This window comes from Parasphingorhabdus sp. DH2-15 (assembly GCF_051668705.1).
In the GTDB taxonomy this organism is placed as follows: Bacteria; Pseudomonadota; Alphaproteobacteria; order Sphingomonadales; family Sphingomonadaceae; genus Alterisphingorhabdus.
In genome coordinates this window covers 2,494,692-2,514,067 of record NZ_CP196351.1, presented here as the reverse complement: position 1 = coordinate 2,514,067, position 19,376 = coordinate 2,494,692, and the positions used below count along the sequence as shown (strand labels likewise).

The following is a 19,376-nucleotide window of genomic DNA, read 5'->3' as shown; positions in this document are numbered from 1 at the left end:
CTTGTTCTCGGTATTATTCTATTTTTAATCATGGGGTTGGGCTCCATGATAGTACCACATAGAGTGACGGCACAATTCGGGATTCCTGAACTCGATATAGACGGACGCAATGAAGTCCGAGCTGTATATGGCGGTTTCGGTTTGACCATCGCTTTGGCTTTAGGGCTCGCGCTTATGCAAACTGAGCTGCGAGCTGGCGTTTGCCTCGCTGTCGGTCTCGCGCTTGCGGGGATGGCTATGGGGCGTATCGCTTCCAGTTTGATTGATCGCAAGATTGGACGTTTCCCGGCCTTATATCTCGGCATTGAAACTGTCGGCGCTGGCCTGTTCTTCCTCGCCATGACCAGCTAGCGCTTCCAGGCTTGAAGAGTGACAAAGGCGAGCGGTGCTAAAGCGATGCAATCCGCAATGGCGATTGTACGCAGCGCCCCTTCCGGCATAGCGCCCCTAACGTATACAAATAAAAAGCCTACAACGCTAATCGTGACAATGCCTGATATGGCGCGTCGAACAGACGGGTCGGCGATCGCGATGAAACAAGCTACGATAACAGCAAGAAACAGCGCGCCGCGGTGGACGATCAACAAACCGACATCGCCGGTTGGAGAGAGCCCATATAATTGGTCTGTGAGGGATGGTTTGAAGAGAACCAGGGCCGGCAAGACATGGACAAGAGCAAGTGCTCCCCAAGCAATTTTTGTCAAAGTTTCCATGGCAAACACCTCACTTTCATTTCCACACAAAATAACACTGCGCGGGCAGTTATGACTTTCAAAAACACACCGCCTGAGACCTTCCCTGAGATTTTTGCTGCCGCCTGGGCCAATCCAACGCTCGATAGCTTGATGGTGCCGCTCAGAGACGAAGTAGTGCTCGTTCAGCCTTTATCGCGCGAACTCGTCGGCAAAGCAGAAGCCCGAAGAGCATTTGCGAAGATCCTAAAACGATTTCCCGGCGTGTGCGGTACTGTTCATGCCCACGCCATATCAGATGACTTACATCTGTATATCGACTGGACACTTAAAGCGCGGATCGGTGGCCGGATGATCGCGGTTCCTATCATCGACAAATTCTGGTTTCTTGATGGTTTGGTCTCGAAACGCATCGCCTATTTTGATCCTGCACCAATCATAAAAGCGACCTTGAAAAGTCCCCGCCAATGGCTGCGTGTGCTGTCCACACTGTGATAACGACAGGTTCTTGAAAGCGCTCGGTTCCATCTGTCCTTCATAGTCAGAGCAGATATTCTGGAGGAACCGATGCAAAACATAATCAAGCTGATCGGTGGCACCGTCCTTTCAATTTTGCTCGTGGGTTGCCAGCAAGAGACATCGGAGCAACGGGGGGAGTCACAAGACGTAGCAGCCTTAACCGCCGCGTATGGCGAGGCTTGGAGCAGTCGTGACGCCGCACGGATCGCCAGCTACCATTCAGATGATAGTCAATTCGTTTTACACGTCGCTGGGGCCACAACCATTGTCGGGCGGGCCGCTATCGAGGAAGCCTTTAAGACATTGCTGGCGGACAACCCGGATTACGCCTCGCGGAAGACGCTTGTCAAAACGGGCTCCGACTTTGTTGTCGTCGAGTACGAAATCACCACAGGTCCTGACAGACCCTTCAAAATAGGCGAAACATGCTTCGCGCCGAGAACATCAGATTACAGCATTCCTGCGATTGATCTCATTCTGTTCGAAGATGGCGAGGTCGCAGCGAAACATACATTCATCGACACAGAAACGATGCGGTTGCACGCAGACCCCATGCTGTCAGGAGGAGATTGTTCATGAAGCTCCTTACCGGCCCACTCAGCATGTTCGGTGCAAAAGTGCAGGTTGCTCTGATCGAAAAAGACATTGATGCCGAGATCGAACATGTCCCGTTCAACCTCACGAACTTTTATAATCCGCGCCATGCCGAGGTTTTGCGCATCAACCCAAAACAACAGGTTCCGGTCCTGATCGATGACGGGTTGGAGCTGTTCGATTCCACGGTGATCTTTGAGTATCTTGAGGACAAGATGCCCGAGCCGTCACTCTGGCCAGATACCGTCTCGGAGCGGGCGCTGGCCCGCCGGTTAGAACTCGAAGCCGATGAAATTCTGTTTGAATGGGTGCAAAGGGTCATGCCGCACCGACGCGGTGATTTTACAGATGAAGGCGTTGCAAACGGGCTGGGAGATTTAGCGCAGCATTTCACCAGAATGAATGCCCAAATCGGTGATCAGCGCGTGCTCGCCTGTCAATTCTCTTATGCTGACATAGCGCTCTACGGCGTCGTTTTCTTTGCGCGCTTTCTTGGCGTTGGACCATCATCTGAGCTTTACAGTCTCAAAGCCTGGGAAGAGGCCGCTGCGAGCCGCAACAGCATCAAGACTGTGTTTGGTGCCATGACCGAGTACCTGTCACGTGCGATGCAGGGGAGTAATTAAGATGCGGGCTTTGTTGATCGCACTTGGCTTTGCACACTTGCTAACGGGGCCGGTCGCGTTCTTTGCGCCGCATTTCTTCTACGACACCGTGCCGGGCCTCAGCATGATGGGGCCCTTCAATCTCCATTTTATCCGGGATGTTGGCATTGCATTTGCCGCGAGCGGCGGCGCGGTGGTCTATGGTGCGGTCCGCCATAACCGACCCGTCGCCATTGCCGGTTCAGTGTGGCCTTTTTTGCATGCTCTCTTCCATATTCAGATTGAGGTTGCGCGAGGGCTGCCCATGGATGTGATTATGGGATTCAATGTACTTGCTGTGATTGGACCTGGCCTTACTGTTATGGCTCTATCCTGGCGTCTATCTGAGGTGCATCAACGCTGATATTTGATGAACGGAGTCTTCTTAGCAATCCGATCATAGAGCTGACGCGCAACTGTATTATCTTCTGCGGTTGTCCAATAGACAGTTGGATATCCCGCTTCATCCGCCTCAAGATAGACGCGTTTGATTAGTGCGCGGCCAACACCAGAGCCGCGTATATCTGCGCCGACAAAAAGGTCTTGCAGATAGCAGACATTCTCCTCACGCCAGCAATGGCGATGATAGAGATAGTGAACGAGACCGACAGCCTCGCCATTTTGCCAGGCTATGAACCCGTTCGGATCGTAGGGTTCGGACGACAGAAGCCGTTGAAACGTGGTCTCATAAATGGCGGTAGAAACCGTCGTTTCATAGAACTCCAAGTAACGGGTCCATAGCGCCGACCAGGCGTCTCGATCAGCCTTCTTCAAAGGTTTGATCTCAAGACAGTTTTTCATGCCACCAATCACTGACTTACTTGAGAGAGGATCGTCGCAAGCTGCTCGTCGCTCAGCCGATCTATACCATTCGCATAATTGGCAGCGATCATTTCGTAGACCCGTGCATTGAGCAGAGTGCGACCGGAATTGTCGCGCTCACCGATCTTCTTCGCAGGGATGCCTGCAATGATTGAGTTTGCAGAAAATGTCTCGCCCTGTTGAACGAAAGCATGGCCAGCAACAATGGAGTTCTCGCCTATCTTTGCCCCGTCCATTATGGTTGCACCGATACCGATAAGGCACCGATCTCTAATCTCGCAACCATGCAGTGTTGCACGATGGGTAATCGAACAGTCTTCGCCCACATGAGTCGTCGTGAAATCACCAACATGAACCATCACGAAATCCTGGATGTTTGTTCGCGCGTTAATTTGAATTTCGTGCGTCTCAGCGCGCATCACGGTGTGCGGAAACACCGACACGTTTTCACCAAGCGTGATCCGACCATACAGAAGAGCCGTTTCATGAATGAAACATGCTTTGTCATGTGAGACTCCTGAACCGATATGCCCCATTTCGCTCCCCTTTTATGGAGTAAGGATAATTGTTGGAGAAGAAATCGCTTTCAAAAACGAGCTGCTAGGGACAAAAAACGCAGTATGTAAATTGCGGCATCGAACTGTACTGATCGAAATTCATCCGGCTGTCCTAAATTTGGCGGAGCAATTTCTAGGTATCACCAAGGTATCACATTTGGTGATACCTAGAGCCAAAAATTCTGTAAGTCGTTGAAAAATATGGCGGTCCCTAGAGGATTCGAACCTCTGGCCTCCGCCTTCGGAGGGCGGCGCTCTATCCAGCTGAGCTAAGGGACCGTACTGATCGCACGGCGATACCTATGTGATACCTAGCGATTTTCTTCAAGTTTTTATCCAAAATTAGATTTCAGATAAATCCCTGATATTAAACTTCTTTTTCTGCACCCCAACTAACTTTCAAAATGCTTGACATCCGCCTTCGGAGGGCAGCGCTCTATCCAGCTGAGCTACGGGTGCCTATTTCGGCATCGCCTAGCAGATGCGCATGGCGGATGCTAGCGGGAAAGTGCGTCTGCCTTATTGGGCAGAACAAGAGTTGACCCTTTGCCAGCATCGGCATTATATTGGCATTCAATACAGGCGGCCGGGTGGAGCCGCCTTATTTATTTCTTATAGGAATATGCCACCCCAGCTTTAGGAGTTGTTATGACAATCACGCCGTTAATGCCTGTTTATCCGCGTTGTGATGTGCGACCGGTTAAAGGTGAGGGCTGTCATCTTATTGGTGAGCGCGGGGAGCGTTATCTCGACTTTGCCAGCGGCATCGCAGTCAATTTGCTGGGACACAATCATCCGCATTTGACCAAGGCGATACAGGAACAGGCTGCAACGCTCATGCATGTTTCCAACATGTATGGCAGCCCACAGGGTGAGGCATTGGCGCAGCGGCTGGTTGACAGCACTTTCGCCGATACGGTGTTTTTCACCAATTCCGGCGCAGAAGCAGTAGAATGTGCGATCAAAACGGCGCGTGCATATCATCAGCATGATAATGGCGATGCGCAAAAGCGGGTGCTGATCACCTTTGATTATGCGTTTCACGGCCGCACTTTGGCAACGATCAGCGCGTCCAGCCAGACCAAAATGCACACGGGTTTTCACCCCATGCTGGACGGCTTTCGCTATGTCAATTTCAATGACCTGGAAGCAGCGGCAGCGGCTGTTGGCCCGGACACGGCTGGCTTTTTGATTGAGCCGATACAGGGTGAGGGCGGTATTCGCCCGGCAGATAAAGAGTTTCTGCAAGGTCTGCGTGCATTATGTGATGAGAAAGACATGATGCTGGTCTTTGACGAAGTGCAATGCGGCATGGCGCGTACTGGGCATCTTTATGCTTATGAACATTATGGCGTGACGCCGGATATTATGGCGAGCGCAAAAGGACTGGGCGGCGGCTTTCCTGTCGGCGCATGTCTGGCAAGTGAGAAAGCGGCGCGCGGCATGACCTTTGGCAGCCATGGCAGCACTTATGGCGGTGGCCCATTGGCTATGGCGGCCGGTGAGGCCGTGCTGGACGTGGTCGATAATCCAGAATTTCTGGAGCATGTGCGAACCATGGGTGAGCGGCTGACGGCGGCGATGAACCAGCTTATTCCCAATCATGGTGAACTGTTTGATCATGTGCGCGGTGTCGGGCTAATGTTGGGGTTGAAAATGAAAGTCGAAAGCCGGCCCTTTGTTGCGCATTTGCGGGACAATCATGGGCTGCTTACCGTTGCCGCAGCCGATAATGTGGTGCGTCTGCTGCCGCCATTGATTATTGACCAGTCGCATATTGATGAATTTATCGAAAAACTGTCTGCTGGGGCGCGCAGTTATCAGCCAGCCTCTGCGAGTTGATCCTATGCGGCATTTTCTAAATCTAGCAGATGCCGACGCGGATGCGATTGCGGCCATGCTGGCGGATGCACTTGATCGGAAAAAGGCGCGCAAGGATTGGCCCAAAGGCAAAGTTGATGAGGATAGTCCGCTGGCCGATCATGTTCTGGCCATGGTTTTTGAGAAAAGCTCGACACGTACGCGCGTATCATTCGATATGGCGATGCGGCAATTGGGTGGTTCTGCCATTGTGCTGGACTCTTCCAACACCCAATTGGGGCGCGGCGAAACTATTGCTGATACGGCAAGAGTATTGTCACGCATGGCAGATGCGATCATGCTGCGCACGGACGACCATGAAAAAGCGCAAACCATGTCCAACCATGCCGATGTGCCGGTTATCAATGGCCTGACAGACTTGTCGCATCCATGCCAGATTGTTGCTGATCTATTGACCATTATTGAACATGGCAAGGCTTTGCCCGGATTGCAGATTGCGTGGCTGGGCGATGGCAATAATGTGCTGAACTCCATTGTTGAGGCTGCTGGTTTGTTCAAATCGGATGTGCGTATCGGGGTGCCGCCGGGTTATGAGCCGGATCAGGGTTTTTGTGATGCGGCGCGCAGCAAGGGCGCGACCATTAGGCTGACGCATGATGCAGTGGAAGCAGTGCAGGGTGCGGATGTCGTGGTTACAGATACCTGGGTATCTATGGGTCAGGCGGACAGCAAGGCCAAATTGGCGGCGATGGCGCCGTATCAGGTCAATGAAGCGTTAATGGCTCATGCCAAAGATGATGCATTGTTTCTGCACTGTTTGCCCGCGCATCGCGGCGAAGAGGTGACCGATGCCGTTATTGATAGCAAAGCATCTGCCGTGTGGGATGAAGCAGAGAACCGCATTCATGCGCAAAAATCTGTATTGCGCTGGGTTTTTGGTCAGATCTGAACCTGCCTGAGCGTTGGGTTGTTTTGTGCGGCAACCCGATTACCCTGTAATTCTGTAAAGCAATCGCTATATGGCTGCGCATGACAGATAATAGCTTTGATAAGCCCCTTTGGTTCACCTTGCCGGATCGTGGCGGCCGTGGCCGTGTTTTGCGCATGGCGCCTGTGCTCGATGAAATATTGCAAGCGCATGATTATCCATTGCCGGTCAAACATGTGTTGGCAGAAGCTGTGACTTTGGCGGCATTGCTTGGCTCTTTGATGAAATCGGACACTGGCCAGCTTACCATGCAGGCACAGGCAAAAAATGGTGCGATTGAGCTGCTGGTCGCCGATTATAAAAATGGCGAACTGCGCGGACATGCGAAATTTGACGCTGAACTGGCGGCTGCCTTGGGCCCCAATGCATCTTTGTCACAGATATTTGGCGAAGGCTATCTGGCTATTACTTTTGATCGGTTCGTGCCGGAAACAGGCGAGAATGAGCGTTATCAGGGTATTGTACCCTTGGAAGGGGCGTCATTGGCCAGTGCATGCGAATATTATTTTCAGCAATCCGAGCAGATTCCTACCCGTATCAAATTGGCGGTGCGGTGCGATGCCAATACAGTCGCCAGTGGCGGCCTGTTGCTTCAGCACTTGCCTGAAGGAGAAGAAGGGCGCGAACGACTTCACATCAAACTAGATGATCCCGATTGGGAGCATATTGCCATTTTGGCTGACAGCCTGACCTATGCAGAGCTGCTGGATCAAGAGCTTATGATGGAAGATATTGTCTGGCGGCTATATCATGAGGAAAATGTCCGGGTGGATTCCGGCAAACCCGTGTCGCGCGGCTGTCGCTGCACTAAGGAGCGCTATCAGGTGATATTGCAGCGTTTTTCTGAGGAGGAACGTGCGGATATGCGCAATGAAGCGGGCGATATTGTTGTCGATTGCGCATTTTGCTCGCGTGCCTTTGCCATAGACGGGCTGTAACGCATATAGATGCTATGATGTGGCCGAGTGCAATTGACCATGCTCAACATATTATTGCCGCAATCGCTGCGTAATAATATTGTCTCGCAATGAGGTGATAATCACCTTCTGTTCAGAATAGCCCTGTTATACTCTGTTGTAACAAAAAGGAATTTTCATTGTCTAAGACCAGACCAGTAATTTTTGGTAAGCCAGCGCCCTATTTGGCATTGCTTGCCTCTTTCTTGATCGGCTTGTCTGTGATGAGTATCGCAGCGCCTGCCTCGGCTTTGGTGCTGGATGACATTCCTTGGCTTTCAAATCTCAAGACGGGCTTGTGGGAAGTAAAAGACCGCCGTAGCGGCGAACTCGTTGATAAAGTCTGTGTCCGTGACCCGAAACAGTTGCTGCAATTGCGCCATGCTGGGCCATTATGCCGGCGCGATGTGCTGCGACAGGATGCGACCCATGCCTATGTCTATTATCAATGCGGTGCAAAAGGGCATGGCTATACCAATATCATTATGGAAGGCAGCAATTTGATGCAGATCACTTCTCAGGGTTTGTATGAAAATTCACCATTTCAATTTTCGGCAGAGGCCCGCCATGTTGGCGCATGTTCGTCATCATGATTATGGCGTCGCAATAACGTCTATCAATTATCCGAAAACCCTTGTGTAAGGCGGCTTATCGTAAGTGCAGAATCGTTCACCGCAATTTTCTAACATGCGGGTTATCAACCGTTAGCCTATACCCTTTCTTAGCGCAGAATATATTCACTCATTTGGCAGGATTTTGATCTGTTATGGTCTCTCGCATCGCGTCTTTCAGGTTATTATCGCTCTCCCTTTTGCTTCCTCTGCTCGCATCATGCGCTTCTACACCAGAAGCTCCACCGCCCAGAGTCTCGCAGGTGCCGCCTCCTACCATCCAAACGGTGCAGAGCGTGCCGAAGGAAAGCACGCCACAGCGCATTTCGACACCGCCCGCAGCCTTACGGGCGCGCCTATTCGAGCTTTGGCGCGAATTTCCGGGTACGACGGGCATAGCCGTACAGCGTATTGATGGGGATTGGACACTGTCTCATCGCGGCAACCAATATTTCCCTCAGCAAAGCGTTTCGAAGCTATGGGTTGCACTCACTTTGCTTGACAAGGTCGATCGTGGAGAGATCAGCCTGAACGACCCCATCCAGATTGGTCCTGATGATTTGACATTGTTCCACCAGCCGCTTGCTACGCGCGTGCGGCGTGAGGGCGGCATAGTTGAAAGTGCTGGTACATTGCTGGATATGGCCATTACGCGCAGTGATAACAGCGCCAATGATGCTTTGCTGCGTCACGCTGGCGGGCCGCGTGCGGTTCGGCGATTTATTGATCGCAATAATCTGGGTCGCATCAGATTTGGCCCTGGGGAAAGACTGTTGCAAAGCCAGATTGCGGGCATAAGCTGGCGGCAAAACCTTTCCAGTGGCCGCGCTTTTCAGGCAGCGCGAGCACAGCAGCCCATTGAAGAACGGCGCGCTGCTTTGAATGCCTATCTTGCTGACCCGATTGATGGCGCAAGCCCGGAAGCGATCGCTATGGCGTTAACGCGGCTGGCGCGCGGTGAATTATTGTCACCTGAATCAACCAAACTTATTCTTGATACGATGGGCCGCACACGCAGCGGGCCGCGCCGACTGAAAGGCGGAGTGCCTCCTGGTTGGGGTTTTCTCCACAAAACGGGGACGGGGCAGGATCTGCCGCCGGTTTCTACTGGCTATAATGATATTGGTATCATGACTGCGCCAGATGGAACGCGCTATGCGGTTGTTGTGATGTTGGGTGATACCACTGCATCAATTCCACAGCGTATGACCCTTATGCAGCACGTAAGTCGCGCCGTGGCCGATAATCACGGACAGTGATATTTTTTGCATATTGAAGCAGACGCCTAAGGCTTATTATTGTTCAGCCGTCGGTTCTGCGTCGGGCTGTTGAGAAAGCGCCTTATCAAAATCGGCTTGCCGTTCGTCTAGCATTTCTGCTGCATCGTCCAGCATTTGTGCTTCTTCCGCCGTAACGCCTACGGGCCCATCATTATCGGTTGAAGAGTTGCAGCCGGCAAGCAGCATGAATATGCTTGCCGACACAAAGACAGGCCCGATATGACGTAGGGTATGTTTATTCAGCAACGGCATCTGCTTCGCGCTCTGCCTCTGCCAAAGCATCCTCTACAGATTTGTCTACTGCCGATGCATCAGAGTCATCGCCGCCTTCCAAACCTTCTGCACTTGGCGCCATTGCACCTCCTGCCCCTTCAGGAAGCATAGCGCCGCCTTCTTCTGCGGCCTGCATGGTGTCTTCAGCATTGGTTTCAGAGGCTGTTGTCTCAGAGATATCGCTGCCGCCGCAAGCGGACAGTGCCAGAGCTGGAATGGACAGTGAGTACAAAATGCGCATGGTCGATCCTTTTCGATTTTTTGTTGCCTTCGGCATTATCGCTTATGGTGTTTGGCTGCAACAGCGCAAACGACAAAGCAATTGCATTGACCAGATATAAAGATTTCTTTATATGATTTTTCATGGACCTTTTAACCACCTTCCGTGCTCTTGCTGATGAGACGCGTCTGCGCATCATATTGTTGCTGCAGCATATGGATTTGGCGGTTGGTGAATTGGCGCTGGTGCTAGAGCAGAGCCAGCCAAGAGTATCGCGCCATGCACGCATATTGGTTGAGGCTGGCCTTGCGGAACGCCGCAAGGAAGGCAGCTGGGTATTTTTGCGGCTGGCATTGAGCGGCAATGCAAATGCTCCTTCCCGATCACGCGAACAGGCTTTGCGGCAATTATTGGCAGATGGTGATTTTCTTGATGATATTCTGGCAAGCCAGATACAGGCTGATCTTGCCAAATTGGCCGCGATAAGGGCGCAGCGGGCAGAGCGTGCCGCAGAATATTTTGCCAGCCATGCCGAACAATGGGACGCTATACGCTCATTGCACCAGCCAGAAGAAATGGTGGAAGCGTTGCTGCGCGACGTTTTGGCCAGCGCTGATATCGGTCAGCTTTTGGATGTTGGAACCGGCACAGGGCGTATTGTCGAGCTGTTTGCCGAGCGAGCGCAACATGTGACTGCGGTTGATAATAGCCCTGAAATGTTGCGACTGGCCCGCGCAAAGCTGGATGCTTTGGGCCCGGATAATATTGATCTGGTGCAAGGTGACTTTTATGCTCTGCCTTTGGTTGATGACCGCTTTGACAGCGTAATCATGCATCAGGTTCTGCATTTTGCTGATCTGCCAGAGGCTGTTTTGCTAGAGGCAGCGCGTGTTTTAAAGCCGGGTGGATTGCTGGCGATTATCGATTTCGCTTCACATAATCTGGAAGAATTGCGCGATCGCGATGCGCATGTTCGCTTGGGTTTTTCTGATCATCAAATCCATAATGCCATGGCCTCTGCCGGCATGACACTGGTGGACAGCAAGGCGCTGCAAGGCGAACCATTGACCATCAAAATATGGCTGGGCCAATTACAATCATCACCGATTGCTGGAACAATATCTCCTCAATCTGGTGCTCACAACAAACAATCATCCCCCCAAAAGCAACAAAAGGCGTAAAATATGCCCGGAATATGGCTATGACTCAGTCTGCAAAAAATTTGTCCCTGCAAGAAATGCACGAAGCACGCATGGCTTTGGACACGCCGCTATTTGCGGGGCTGGCAGGCGATGCAGAAATTTCTTTTGAGTTTTTCCCGCCAAAATCTAAAAAGATGGAAGCGACATTGTGGGACAGTCTCACCACTTTGGCGCCAATGAACCCGCGTTTCGTGTCAGTTACCTATGGCGCAGGTGGTTCAACGCGTGAGCGCACCCATGCAACAGTGGCGCGGATCATTAAGGAAACCAATGTGCCCGCAGCGGCGCATTTAACCTGTGTAGAGGCCAGCAAGGCAGAGATCCGCGAAGTGGCGGAGCAATATTGGGAAGCGGGTGTGCGCCATATCGTTGCGCTGCGCGGTGATCCGCCCAAAATAGGCGCAGCATTTGAACCGCACCCTGAAGGCTATGCCAGTGCGGCTGATCTGGTGAAGGGCCTCAAAGAGATTGCGCCGTTTGAAATTTCGGTGGCGGCGTATCCTGAAACGCATCCTGACGCCAACTGCCCACAAACCGATCTGGACAATTTGAAGCGCAAGCTGGATGCCGGTGCGACACGGGCCATTACACAATTCTTTTTCTCACCCGATGCTTATTTCCGCTTTCGCGATGCCGCTGATGCAGCGGGCATAACCGGCGAGATTACGCCGGGCATATTGCCAGTCTCTAATGTTGCGCAGACGCGTAAATTTGCTGGCATGTGCGGCGCGCAAATTCCGCAATGGATGGATGATCTGTTTGAAGGGCTGGATGATCACCCTGAGACGCGAAAACTGGTTGCGGCTACAGTGGCTGCCGAAATGTGTCGCAGGCTGTATGCGGGCGGCGTGCGCCATTTCCATTTTTATACACTTAATCGTGCGGAGCTTAGCTTTGCCATCTGTCATTTGCTGGGCATTCGCGCCCAAAAAATGGCACTGACGGAGGCTGCGGAATGAGCAATGATGCAGCACTGGGCGCACGCGCATATCTGCAAGCAGAAACCGCCAAGCGCATCATGATATTTGATGGCGGCTATGGCACGGCAATACAAAGTGCCAATTTGCAAGAAGCGGATTATCGCGGTGGGTTAGAGGTAACGGCGGACCAAAAAGGCAATAATGACATATTGGCGCTGACACGGCCCGATATATTGGAACAGATCCATAGCGACTATCTGGATGCTGGTGCCGACATTATTGAAACCAATACATTTAGCGCCAACAGTATCAGCCAGGCCGATTATAATGCCGAACATCTGGTGGATGATATTAATCGGGAATCGGCGCGTCTTGCACGACGCGTCTGTGACCGCAAAACCGCACAAGATGGCAAGAGGCGCTTTGTTGCAGGGGCAGTTGGCCCGACCAACAAGACATTGTCGCTATCGCCCGACGTTAATGACCCTGGTTTTCGCGAAGTTGATTTTGACCAGATGGTCGCTGTCTATCGTCAGCAATGCGATGCGTTGATCGAAGGTGGCGTTGATTTTATCGTCATTGAAACAATTTTTGATACGCTCAACGCCAAATCGGCTGCCATGGCTGCGCAGCAGGCCGCTGAAACCGCAGGCCGTGATGTGCCATTGATGATCTCCATGACGATAACCGATATGGCAGGGCGCAATTTGTCTGGCCACACTGTCGAGGCCTTTTGGCATGCTATACGCCATGTCAAACCTTTGACGATCGGGCTGAATTGCTCCTTTGGTGCAGATTTGCTGCGCCCGCATCTGGCGGCTTTGGCCAGCCAGTCCGATACTTTGGTGATGGCATATCCCAATGCAGGACTGCCCAATGATTTGGGTGAATATGACGAATTGCCCGAACAGACGGCGGCATTGATTGGTGAGTGGTTAGAGGGCGGTCTGGTCAATATTGTTGGCGGGTGCTGCGGCACAACCCCTAGCCATATTGCCGCGATCGCCAGGGCTGTGAAAGATGCTGCGCCGCGGGTGATCCCTGACTTGCCTGTGCAGACCCGTCTGTCTGGTTTGGAACCTTTCACCATGGCGGCGTGATCATGCCTTTATCCCGATTGCCTAGGGACAAAACCGAAAAACAGAATGCAAGCTGACCATATTTCAGCATGACGAACAGAAAAGTTGCCATGAGCCAAACCCCAAACAGTTCCACACAATTTGTCAACATTGGTGAGCGCACCAATGTCACTGGCTCTGCGCGTTTCAAAAAGCTGATCATGAATGATGATTATGATGCTGCAGTTGAGGTCGCTCGTCAGCAGGTTGAAAATGGCGCACAGATTATTGACGTCAATATGGATGAAGGCCTGCTGGACGCAGAAGCAGCTATGACACGCTTTTTGAAGCTGATTGCCGCTGAGCCAGATATTGCCCGTGTACCGGTGATGATCGACAGTTCCAAATGGTCAGTGATTGAAGCCGGATTGAAATGCGTGTCGGGTAAGCCGATTGTCAATTCGATCAGCATGAAAGAGGGTGAGGCGGAATTTCTGGCCCATGCGCGCAAATGCATGGCCTATGGCGCTGCGGTTGTGGTGATGGCCTTTGATGAAACAGGACAGGCCGACACCAAAGAGCGCAAGATAGAAATCTGTTGCCGCGCTTATAAGCTGCTCACCGGCATCGGCTTTCCGCCTGAAGATATTATTTTTGACCCCAATGTCTTTGCGGTTGCCACCGGTATTGATGAGCATCGCCGCTATGGGCTGGACTTTATTGAGGCTGTTGCAGAAATCCGCGCGCGGTGCCCGCATGTGCATTTTTCCGGCGGACTGTCCAACCTGTCATTCAGCTTTCGCGGCAATGAGCCTGTGCGCCGCGCCATGCACAGCGTGTTCCTCTATCATGCTATTCCCGCTGGCCTGGATATGGCGATTGTGAATGCAGGGCAGCTGGATATTTATGACGATATTGACCCGGAATTGCGCGATGCCTGTGAAGATGTGGTGCTTGACCGCGAACCCAAGTCTGGCGGTGATGCGACCGAGATATTGATCGCACTGGCAGAGAAATTTCGCGGCACGGATGCGGTTGCGGAAAAAGCGGCGGCGGAATGGCGCGGCTATGATGTGGCCAAACGTCTGGAGCATGCGCTGGTCAAAGGTATTGATGCCCATATTGTCGATGACACAGAGGAAATGCGTCTTGCGGTGAAACAGCGTGACGGTCGCCCCATCGAAGTGATTGAAGGCCCGTTGATGGATGGCATGAATGTCGTGGGTGATCTGTTTGGCTCCGGTAAAATGTTCCTGCCGCAAGTGGTCAAATCTGCGCGCGTGATGAAAAAAGCTGTGGCCCATCTCTTCCCCTATATCGAGGCGGAAAAAGAAGAGGGCGCACGTGGCAAGGGCAAGATCATCATGGCCACAGTAAAGGGTGATGTGCACGATATTGGCAAAAATATCGTCGGCGTCGTGCTGCAATGTAATGGCTTTGAGGTTGTTGATCTGGGTGTCATGGTGCCGTGGCAGGATATTTTGAAAGCCGCGAATGAGAATGATGCGGATATGATTGGCCTGTCGGGCCTGATTACGCCATCGCTTGATGAGATGGTCACGGTTGCAGAGGAAATGCAGCGCGCTGATATGACGATGCCGCTGCTCATTGGCGGCGCCACGACATCAAAAGTGCATACCGCGCTGCGAATATCGCCGGCCTATAATGGCCCGATTGTGCATGTGCTGGATGCCAGCCGCGCCGTAGGTGTAGCCTCAACCTTGGTCAGCGAAACACAGGCAGAGGCCTTTGTCGAGCGCACTGCCGCTGAGTATGAAGATGTTCGCACCAAACGGGCAGGGCGCGGCAAAACAGAGCTGGTACCGCTGGAAAAAGCGCGCGCCAATGGCTTTGCGGCTGATATGTCTGGTAAGGCATCTGCACCAAAGCAACCCGGCCTGCATGTCTTTGACGATTGGGATCTGGCCGATTTGCGCGAGACTATCGACTGGACGCCATTTTTCCGCAGCTGGGAATTGGCGGGCAATTATCCAGCAATATTGCAGGACAGTGTTGTCGGCCCCAGTGCACGCAATCTGTTTGATGACGCGCAAAAGATGCTCGACCGGATCATCGACGAAAAATGGCTGACCGCAAAGGGCGTTGCGGCGCTTTGGCCGTGCCACCGTGATGGCGATGACGTGCTGATTGATGCGGACGAAGGCACTGTACGCATGCCGTTTTTGCGCCAGCAGATCGCCAAGCGGGAAGGTCGCGCCAATATGTGCCTGGCCGACTTTATTGATCCGGCGGGGGACTGGATTGGCGGTTTTGCTGTCACTGCGGGCCATGGGATTGAGGAGCATCTGGCGCGGTTTAAAGCGGACCATGATGATTATTCGGATATACTCCTAAAAGCGCTCGCTGATCGTTTGGCCGAAGCCTTTGCCGAACGGCTGCACCAGCATGTGCGCTGTGAACTTTGGGGCTATGCGCCCGATGAGCAGCTGACCAATGAAGCGCTGATCAAGGAACAATATCGCGGTATTCGCCCAGCGCCTGGCTATCCTGCATGCCCCGACCACAGCCAAAAACCGGCATTGTTCGACATGCTAAAGGCAACAGATAATACCGGCATCACACTCACAGAGAGCTTCGCCATGTTGCCGACAGCGGCGGTTTCCGGCTTTTACTTTGGGCATGATCAGTCAGAATATTTTGGTGTTGCCCGTATAGGTGAAGACCAATTGACCGACTATGCGGCGCGGCGCGGTGTCGAGCTAGAGACAGCAAAACGCTGGCTAAGACCGAATTTGGATTAACCCTGACGGTTTAATATTAGCGCTTAATATTGCACCCAATTGGCACACTAGGCTGTTGGGGCTGGTCTATCGCGTCATGATGGGGTATTCTTACCATCATTTCTCATACATTGCTTGGAGCAATTTTATCATGCGTGCCAAATTTGTTACTTCGCTTCTTGCTATTACAGCTCTTGCCGTGACGCCTTTCGTGGCGACGCAGGCACAGTCTGATCAGCGCGGATTTACCATTGCGGAAACCGGTCAGCAATTCCGCAGCCTGCAAGCCGCAGTAGACAAGATTCGTGCTGATCGTGGGACGATTCTCATCGGGCCGGGGCGCTATACTGAATGTGCCGTGCAAACGGCGGGTTATGTGATTTATCAGGCCGCGCAGCCCGGCAGCGTGGTATTTGATGGTGGTATTTGTGAAGGCAAGGCCGCAATAGTTATGCGTGCCAAAGGGGCAGAGGTGCATGGCCTGATCTTTGAGAATATGGCGGTAACTGATCTTAACGGTGCTGGCATCCGCCAAGAGCGCGGCAGTTTGACAGTCACCAATAGCTGGTTCCGCAATTCGCAGCAGGGTATTTTGACCGCTAATGACCCCACTGCGTCACTGACCATTGATAAAAGCACATTTACAGGTCTTGGCCGTTGCGGCGGTGCAAAAGGGTGTGCGCACAGCATCTATATCAACAAATTGGCGTCATTAAAGGTAACCCGCAGCCGTTTTGAAAAAGGCACTGGCGGCCATTATGTCAAATCGCGTGCGCCCAATGTTGAGCTGACGCAAAACAGCTTTGACGACACCAAAGGCACAGCAACCAACTATATGATCGACCTTCCCGATGGCGCGACGGGCCTGATCGCTGGCAATGTTTTCGTGCAAGGGCGCAATAAAGAAAATTACAGTGCCTTGATCGCCGTTCGGGCAGAGCGCGATACATGGACCTCTGAAGGCCTGACCATCACCAATAATGATGCGCGTATCGCCCCCAATGTAGAGCGTAACACGGTGTTTGTCGCCAATTGGTCGCCTGATCGGCTCAATATCAGCAACAATACGCTCGATCCACGATTGAAGCGATACGAAACACGCTAAATGTTTGCCGGCGCAATGTTCGGCTTGGATTTCAACACGGCTGTGTAACCAAAGGCTGCATTTGTCTGAATGACAGAATATATGCCGCTAATATTGCGGCAATTTTTGATGCAAGCATCGCCTAGCAAAGCGCATGATATTCCCATATTGGGCATTTTGCTGCTTTGTAGCGCTGGACCAATGGATTATATAGCTGTTCATGATTGATTTCCCGACTGCAAGATTTCGCCTTCTTTCTGGCCAGATAAAGGCTGTTATTTGGGCGGTGATCGCCATGCTGGCGATGGCACCTTTCGCTTCGGCCACTGCGCAAGTTGGTGGCTTTGGCGGTGCAGAGCCTAATATCAATGCGCGGTTTGTGGCAGAAAGCGACACACCCAAAGCTGGTAAAACGGTCAATCTCGCTCTGTTAATGACGCCCAAGCCGACATGGCATGGCTATTGGATTAACCCGGGTGATGCGGGTATTCCAACCACTTTGGACTGGACGCTTCCTGAAGGCGTTTCGGTTGGAGAGCTGCGCTACCCCGTGCCGGAGACATTGGTTATCGCTGGTATCATGAACTATGTTTATGAAGGCGAATATGCATTGCTATTGCCCGTAACATTATCCGAAGATTTGGTGCCGGGAACTGTCCTACCATTGTCTGTAAAGGCCGAATGGCTGGCCTGTACGGATGAAGTTTGTGTTCCTGAAACCCAGACGCTGAATTTCACCCTTACCGTTGGCGATGGCGCTATTGATGATGCGCGCAAAGGCCGGTTCGATGCATGGCGCGGCAATCTGCCAGCGCCTTTGGGCAGTGAGGCGCAATATTCAGTCAGTGGTGAGACTGTCCGTATCGCCATTCCATTGCCGGATTCAGTGGAATTGGAAGATGCCTATTTCTTCTCCGAAACTGATGGTATTATCGACTATAGCGCCCCGCAAAAACTGATGCGCGGTGGCGATGTGTTGATTATTGAAACCGGCGCTTATGGTGCGGGTGAGGGCGTGATGCAGGGCGTGTTGCGCATTGGTGAGCATCGCGGGTTAAGCCTGACTGCCAAAGATGCCGGTGAAGATGCATTTGCAGGTTTTGCCGATGGTGCCAGCGACATATTGGGAAACGGTGAGGGCGGCGCTGATCTGGCTTTGGGGGGCAGCAGCCTGACAATATTTTTCATTGCCTTTGGCGGCGCAGTGCTTGGCGGGTTGTTGCTCAACATCTTCCCTTGTGTCTTTCCGATACTTAGCCTGAAAGCCATCAGCCTTGCTAAGGCGGGCGGCGCTGCCTCTGAAGCGCGCCGCGATGCGCTGGCCTACACCGCCGGCATCATTCTTTTCTGCCTGCTATTGGGCGGCGCCATGCTGGGCCTAAGGGCATTGGGCGCAGAAATAGGCTGGGGCTTTCAATTGCAAGACCCACGAATCATTTTCGTGCTGCTCATTCTGTTTACCGGCATCGCGCTTAATCTTGCCGGATTGTTTGAATTTGGCACTGTCTCTGTCGGCAATGATCTTGCCAATAAGGGCGGCGCGCAAGGTGCTTTTTGGACAGGTGCTTTGGCGGCTTTGGTCGCGACACCGTGCAGCGCGCCATTTATGGCAGGCGCAATGGGGGCGGCAATATTGTTGCCGCCTGCTGCGGGCCTGTTGATTTTTGTCGGTCTGGGTCTTGGTCTTGCTTTGCCGTTCCTGTTGCTCGGCTTTATCCCCGCTTTGCGTAATATGATGCCAAAGCCCGGCGCGTGGATGGACAAATTCCGCAAGATTATGGCAGTGCCTATGTTCTTCTCAGTGCTCGCGCTAATCTGGCTCTTGGGTCAGCAAATCGGCAATGATGGCTTGCTGCTGGCATTGGCTGGGGCGCTCAGCTTTGCTCTGTTCCTCTGGTGGTATGGCGCGCGCCAGCGTGGCGGTTCAGTGCGCAGCTGGCTGCCCGTTGCTCCGGCATTTGCGGCTGCTCTGGCGGCGCTGTTGTTGCTGCCACTGGGCGGCGCAGTCTCTGGCAGTGCCGGGGTATCTTCAAACGAAACCCTCGCCAGTGAACCCTTTTCCTATGACACATTGGCAAGCCTGCGCAGTGACGGCAAACCAGTGTTTGCCTATTTCACCGCCGATTGGTGCATTACCTGTAAGGCCAATGAAGCCGCTGCCCTGCAACGCACAGCCACTGCTGATGCCTTTGCCGCCGCTGATGTGACTGTGTTAAAAGGCGATTGGACGCGACAGGATGCAGAGATTACCCGCTATCTGGAAGAACATGGCCGTTCTGGTGTGCCGCTTTATGTCTATTATGCGCCGGGCGGCGAACCACAGATATTGCCGCAAGTGCTTACCGTTGATACGCTCACCGCTCTGGTGTCCTGACCGCGACAGATAAGCAATGA

Annotated in this window: 21 protein-coding genes and 2 tRNA genes; 16 read left to right on the top strand and 7 right to left on the bottom strand. The window is 52.6% G+C overall.

The genetic code is table 11. From position 1 onward, the window contains the following. The first annotated feature begins 45 nt into the window (after positions 1–45). On the top strand, positions 46–351 hold the full coding sequence (locus ACR9YC_RS11730; protein ID WP_438727860.1) for a DUF4345 family protein: 306 nt from the start codon (positions 46–48) through the stop codon (positions 349–351). Here ACR9YC_RS11730 and ACR9YC_RS11725 read toward each other — a convergent pair. Continuing rightward, on the bottom strand, positions 348–713 hold the full coding sequence (locus tag ACR9YC_RS11725) for a hypothetical protein (RefSeq protein ID WP_438727858.1): 366 nt from the start codon (positions 711–713) through the stop codon (positions 348–350). The genes ACR9YC_RS11730 and ACR9YC_RS11725 overlap by 4 nt on opposite strands. Positions 714–764: 51 nt before the next feature. Between ACR9YC_RS11725 and ACR9YC_RS11720 the strand changes: the two genes are divergently transcribed. From ACR9YC_RS11720 to ACR9YC_RS11705, 4 genes are all read left to right on the top strand, one after another. Next, positions 765–1,187: a nuclear transport factor 2 family protein gene (locus ACR9YC_RS11720; protein ID WP_438727856.1), complete on the top strand. Its 423-nt coding sequence runs from the start codon at positions 765–767 to the stop codon at positions 1,185–1,187. 72 nt (positions 1,188–1,259) lie between these two features. Beyond that, positions 1,260–1,790, top strand: a complete 531-nt coding sequence (locus ACR9YC_RS11715) for a nuclear transport factor 2 family protein (protein WP_438727854.1) — start codon at positions 1,260–1,262, stop codon at positions 1,788–1,790. Next, positions 1,787–2,431 (top strand): glutathione S-transferase family protein, encoded by a 645-nt coding sequence (locus tag ACR9YC_RS11710; RefSeq protein ID WP_438727852.1) that lies wholly within the window; start codon positions 1,787–1,789, stop codon positions 2,429–2,431. The genes ACR9YC_RS11715 and ACR9YC_RS11710 overlap by 4 nt, the downstream gene beginning before the upstream one ends. Position 2,432: 1 nt before the next feature. After that, positions 2,433–2,813 (top strand): hypothetical protein, encoded by a 381-nt coding sequence (locus ACR9YC_RS11705; protein ID WP_438727850.1) that lies wholly within the window; start codon positions 2,433–2,435, stop codon positions 2,811–2,813. Here ACR9YC_RS11705 and ACR9YC_RS11700 read toward each other — a convergent pair. The 4 genes from ACR9YC_RS11700 to ACR9YC_RS11685 form a co-directional block, all read right to left on the bottom strand. Continuing rightward, complete coding sequence (locus ACR9YC_RS11700; protein ID WP_438727848.1) at positions 2,804–3,250, bottom strand: GNAT family N-acetyltransferase; 447 nt, start codon at positions 3,248–3,250, stop codon at positions 2,804–2,806. The two genes, ACR9YC_RS11705 and ACR9YC_RS11700, sit on opposite strands and share 10 nt — an antisense overlap. An 8-nt stretch (positions 3,251–3,258) precedes the next feature. Then, a complete protein-coding gene (locus ACR9YC_RS11695) occupies positions 3,259–3,807 on the bottom strand; it encodes a gamma carbonic anhydrase family protein (RefSeq protein WP_438727846.1) in 549 nt (182 codons plus the stop codon). 223 nt (positions 3,808–4,030) lie between these two features. Continuing rightward, positions 4,031–4,107, bottom strand: a tRNA-Arg gene (locus ACR9YC_RS11690). A gap of 103 nt (positions 4,108–4,210) precedes the next feature. Further along, positions 4,211–4,287 (bottom strand) — tRNA-Arg (locus ACR9YC_RS11685). Between the two features lie 189 nt (positions 4,288–4,476). On the opposite strand from ACR9YC_RS11685, the gene ACR9YC_RS11680 reads away from it, so the two are divergent. From ACR9YC_RS11680 to ACR9YC_RS11660, 5 genes are all read left to right on the top strand, one after another. Continuing rightward, positions 4,477–5,670, top strand: a complete 1,194-nt coding sequence (locus ACR9YC_RS11680) for an aspartate aminotransferase family protein (protein WP_438727844.1) — start codon at positions 4,477–4,479, stop codon at positions 5,668–5,670. A gap of 4 nt (positions 5,671–5,674) precedes the next feature. Continuing rightward, complete coding sequence (gene argF, locus ACR9YC_RS11675; RefSeq protein WP_438727842.1) at positions 5,675–6,598, top strand: ornithine carbamoyltransferase; 924 nt, start codon at positions 5,675–5,677, stop codon at positions 6,596–6,598. Between the two features lie 80 nt (positions 6,599–6,678). Continuing rightward, positions 6,679–7,575, top strand: a complete 897-nt coding sequence (locus ACR9YC_RS11670) for an Hsp33 family molecular chaperone HslO (protein ID WP_438727840.1) — start codon at positions 6,679–6,681, stop codon at positions 7,573–7,575. A 158-nt stretch (positions 7,576–7,733) separates the two neighbouring features. After that, the gene (locus ACR9YC_RS11665; protein WP_438727838.1) at positions 7,734–8,186 is read left to right on the top strand and encodes a hypothetical protein; all 453 of its coding nucleotides are present in this window, start codon (positions 7,734–7,736) and stop codon (positions 8,184–8,186) included. Between the two features lie 173 nt (positions 8,187–8,359). Then, positions 8,360–9,463 carry a serine hydrolase gene (locus tag ACR9YC_RS11660; RefSeq protein WP_438727836.1) on the top strand — a complete coding sequence of 368 codons (1,104 nt, stop codon included), beginning with the start codon at positions 8,360–8,362 and terminating at the stop codon, positions 9,461–9,463. Between the two features lie 36 nt (positions 9,464–9,499). On the opposite strand, the gene ACR9YC_RS11655 is transcribed toward ACR9YC_RS11660, so the two are convergent. After that, positions 9,500–9,730: a hypothetical protein gene (locus ACR9YC_RS11655; RefSeq protein WP_438727834.1), complete on the bottom strand. Its 231-nt coding sequence runs from the start codon at positions 9,728–9,730 to the stop codon at positions 9,500–9,502. Beyond that, on the bottom strand, positions 9,720–9,998 hold the full coding sequence (locus ACR9YC_RS11650; RefSeq protein ID WP_438727832.1) for a hypothetical protein: 279 nt from the start codon (positions 9,996–9,998) through the stop codon (positions 9,720–9,722). Before ACR9YC_RS11650 ends, ACR9YC_RS11655 begins: the two co-directional genes overlap by 11 nt. A gap of 122 nt (positions 9,999–10,120) precedes the next feature. On the opposite strand from ACR9YC_RS11650, the gene ACR9YC_RS11645 reads away from it, so the two are divergent. The 6 genes from ACR9YC_RS11645 (at position 10,121) to ACR9YC_RS11620 (ending at position 19,356) form a co-directional block, all read left to right on the top strand. Beyond that, positions 10,121–11,158: an ArsR/SmtB family transcription factor gene (locus ACR9YC_RS11645; RefSeq protein WP_438727830.1), complete on the top strand. Its 1,038-nt coding sequence runs from the start codon at positions 10,121–10,123 to the stop codon at positions 11,156–11,158. A 20-nt stretch (positions 11,159–11,178) separates the two neighbouring features. After that, entirely contained in the window at positions 11,179–12,138 is a 960-nt protein-coding gene (gene metF / locus ACR9YC_RS11640) for a methylenetetrahydrofolate reductase (RefSeq protein ID WP_438727828.1), read from the top strand. Next, on the top strand, positions 12,135–13,199 hold the full coding sequence (locus tag ACR9YC_RS11635; protein ID WP_438727826.1) for a homocysteine S-methyltransferase family protein: 1,065 nt from the start codon (positions 12,135–12,137) through the stop codon (positions 13,197–13,199). The genes metF and ACR9YC_RS11635 overlap by 4 nt, the downstream gene beginning before the upstream one ends. Before the next feature lie 89 nt (positions 13,200–13,288). Then, positions 13,289–15,919 (top strand): methionine synthase, encoded by a 2,631-nt coding sequence (gene metH, locus ACR9YC_RS11630; RefSeq protein ID WP_438727824.1) that lies wholly within the window; start codon positions 13,289–13,291, stop codon positions 15,917–15,919. A 130-nt stretch (positions 15,920–16,049) separates the two neighbouring features. Next, complete coding sequence (locus ACR9YC_RS11625) at positions 16,050–17,003, top strand: right-handed parallel beta-helix repeat-containing protein (protein ID WP_438727822.1); 954 nt, start codon at positions 16,050–16,052, stop codon at positions 17,001–17,003. A 199-nt stretch (positions 17,004–17,202) separates the two neighbouring features. Then, positions 17,203–19,356, top strand: coding sequence for a protein-disulfide reductase DsbD family protein (locus ACR9YC_RS11620; RefSeq protein ID WP_438727820.1), 2,154 nt, complete (start codon positions 17,203–17,205; stop codon positions 19,354–19,356). Positions 19,357–19,376: the final 20 nt, after the last annotated feature.

What these genes read in the sequence shown, in the direction of transcription:
- ACR9YC_RS11670 (WP_438727840.1), top strand. Translation starts at nt 6,679, where the DNA reads ATGACAGATAATAGCTTTGATAAGCCCCTTTGGTTCACCTTGCCGGAT.
- ACR9YC_RS11710 (WP_438727852.1), top strand. Translation starts at nt 1,787, where the DNA reads ATGAAGCTCCTTACCGGCCCACTCAGCATGTTCGGTGCAAAAGTGCAG.
- ACR9YC_RS11715 (WP_438727854.1), top strand. Translation starts at nt 1,260, where the DNA reads ATGCAAAACATAATCAAGCTGATCGGTGGCACCGTCCTTTCAATTTTG.
- ACR9YC_RS11645 (WP_438727830.1), top strand. Translation starts at nt 10,121, where the DNA reads ATGGACCTTTTAACCACCTTCCGTGCTCTTGCTGATGAGACGCGTCTG.
- metF (WP_438727828.1), top strand. Translation starts at nt 11,179, where the DNA reads ATGACTCAGTCTGCAAAAAATTTGTCCCTGCAAGAAATGCACGAAGCA.
- ACR9YC_RS11730 (WP_438727860.1), top strand. Translation starts at nt 46, where the DNA reads ATGATAGTACCACATAGAGTGACGGCACAATTCGGGATTCCTGAACTC.
- ACR9YC_RS11705 (WP_438727850.1), top strand. Translation starts at nt 2,433, where the DNA reads ATGCGGGCTTTGTTGATCGCACTTGGCTTTGCACACTTGCTAACGGGG.
- ACR9YC_RS11650 (WP_438727832.1), bottom strand. Translation starts at nt 9,998, where the DNA reads ATGCGCATTTTGTACTCACTGTCCATTCCAGCTCTGGCACTGTCCGCT.
- ACR9YC_RS11700 (WP_438727848.1), bottom strand. Translation starts at nt 3,250, where the DNA reads ATGAAAAACTGTCTTGAGATCAAACCTTTGAAGAAGGCTGATCGAGAC.
- ACR9YC_RS11660 (WP_438727836.1), top strand. Translation starts at nt 8,360, where the DNA reads ATGGTCTCTCGCATCGCGTCTTTCAGGTTATTATCGCTCTCCCTTTTG.
- metH (WP_438727824.1), top strand. Translation starts at nt 13,289, where the DNA reads ATGAGCCAAACCCCAAACAGTTCCACACAATTTGTCAACATTGGTGAG.
- argF (WP_438727842.1), top strand. Translation starts at nt 5,675, where the DNA reads ATGCGGCATTTTCTAAATCTAGCAGATGCCGACGCGGATGCGATTGCG.
- ACR9YC_RS11620 (WP_438727820.1), top strand. Translation starts at nt 17,203, where the DNA reads ATGATTGATTTCCCGACTGCAAGATTTCGCCTTCTTTCTGGCCAGATA.
- ACR9YC_RS11695 (WP_438727846.1), bottom strand. Translation starts at nt 3,807, where the DNA reads ATGGGGCATATCGGTTCAGGAGTCTCACATGACAAAGCATGTTTCATT.
- ACR9YC_RS11635 (WP_438727826.1), top strand. Translation starts at nt 12,135, where the DNA reads ATGAGCAATGATGCAGCACTGGGCGCACGCGCATATCTGCAAGCAGAA.
- ACR9YC_RS11625 (WP_438727822.1), top strand. Translation starts at nt 16,050, where the DNA reads ATGCGTGCCAAATTTGTTACTTCGCTTCTTGCTATTACAGCTCTTGCC.
- ACR9YC_RS11725 (WP_438727858.1), bottom strand. Translation starts at nt 713, where the DNA reads ATGGAAACTTTGACAAAAATTGCTTGGGGAGCACTTGCTCTTGTCCAT.
- ACR9YC_RS11720 (WP_438727856.1), top strand. Translation starts at nt 765, where the DNA reads ATGACTTTCAAAAACACACCGCCTGAGACCTTCCCTGAGATTTTTGCT.
- ACR9YC_RS11680 (WP_438727844.1), top strand. Translation starts at nt 4,477, where the DNA reads ATGACAATCACGCCGTTAATGCCTGTTTATCCGCGTTGTGATGTGCGA.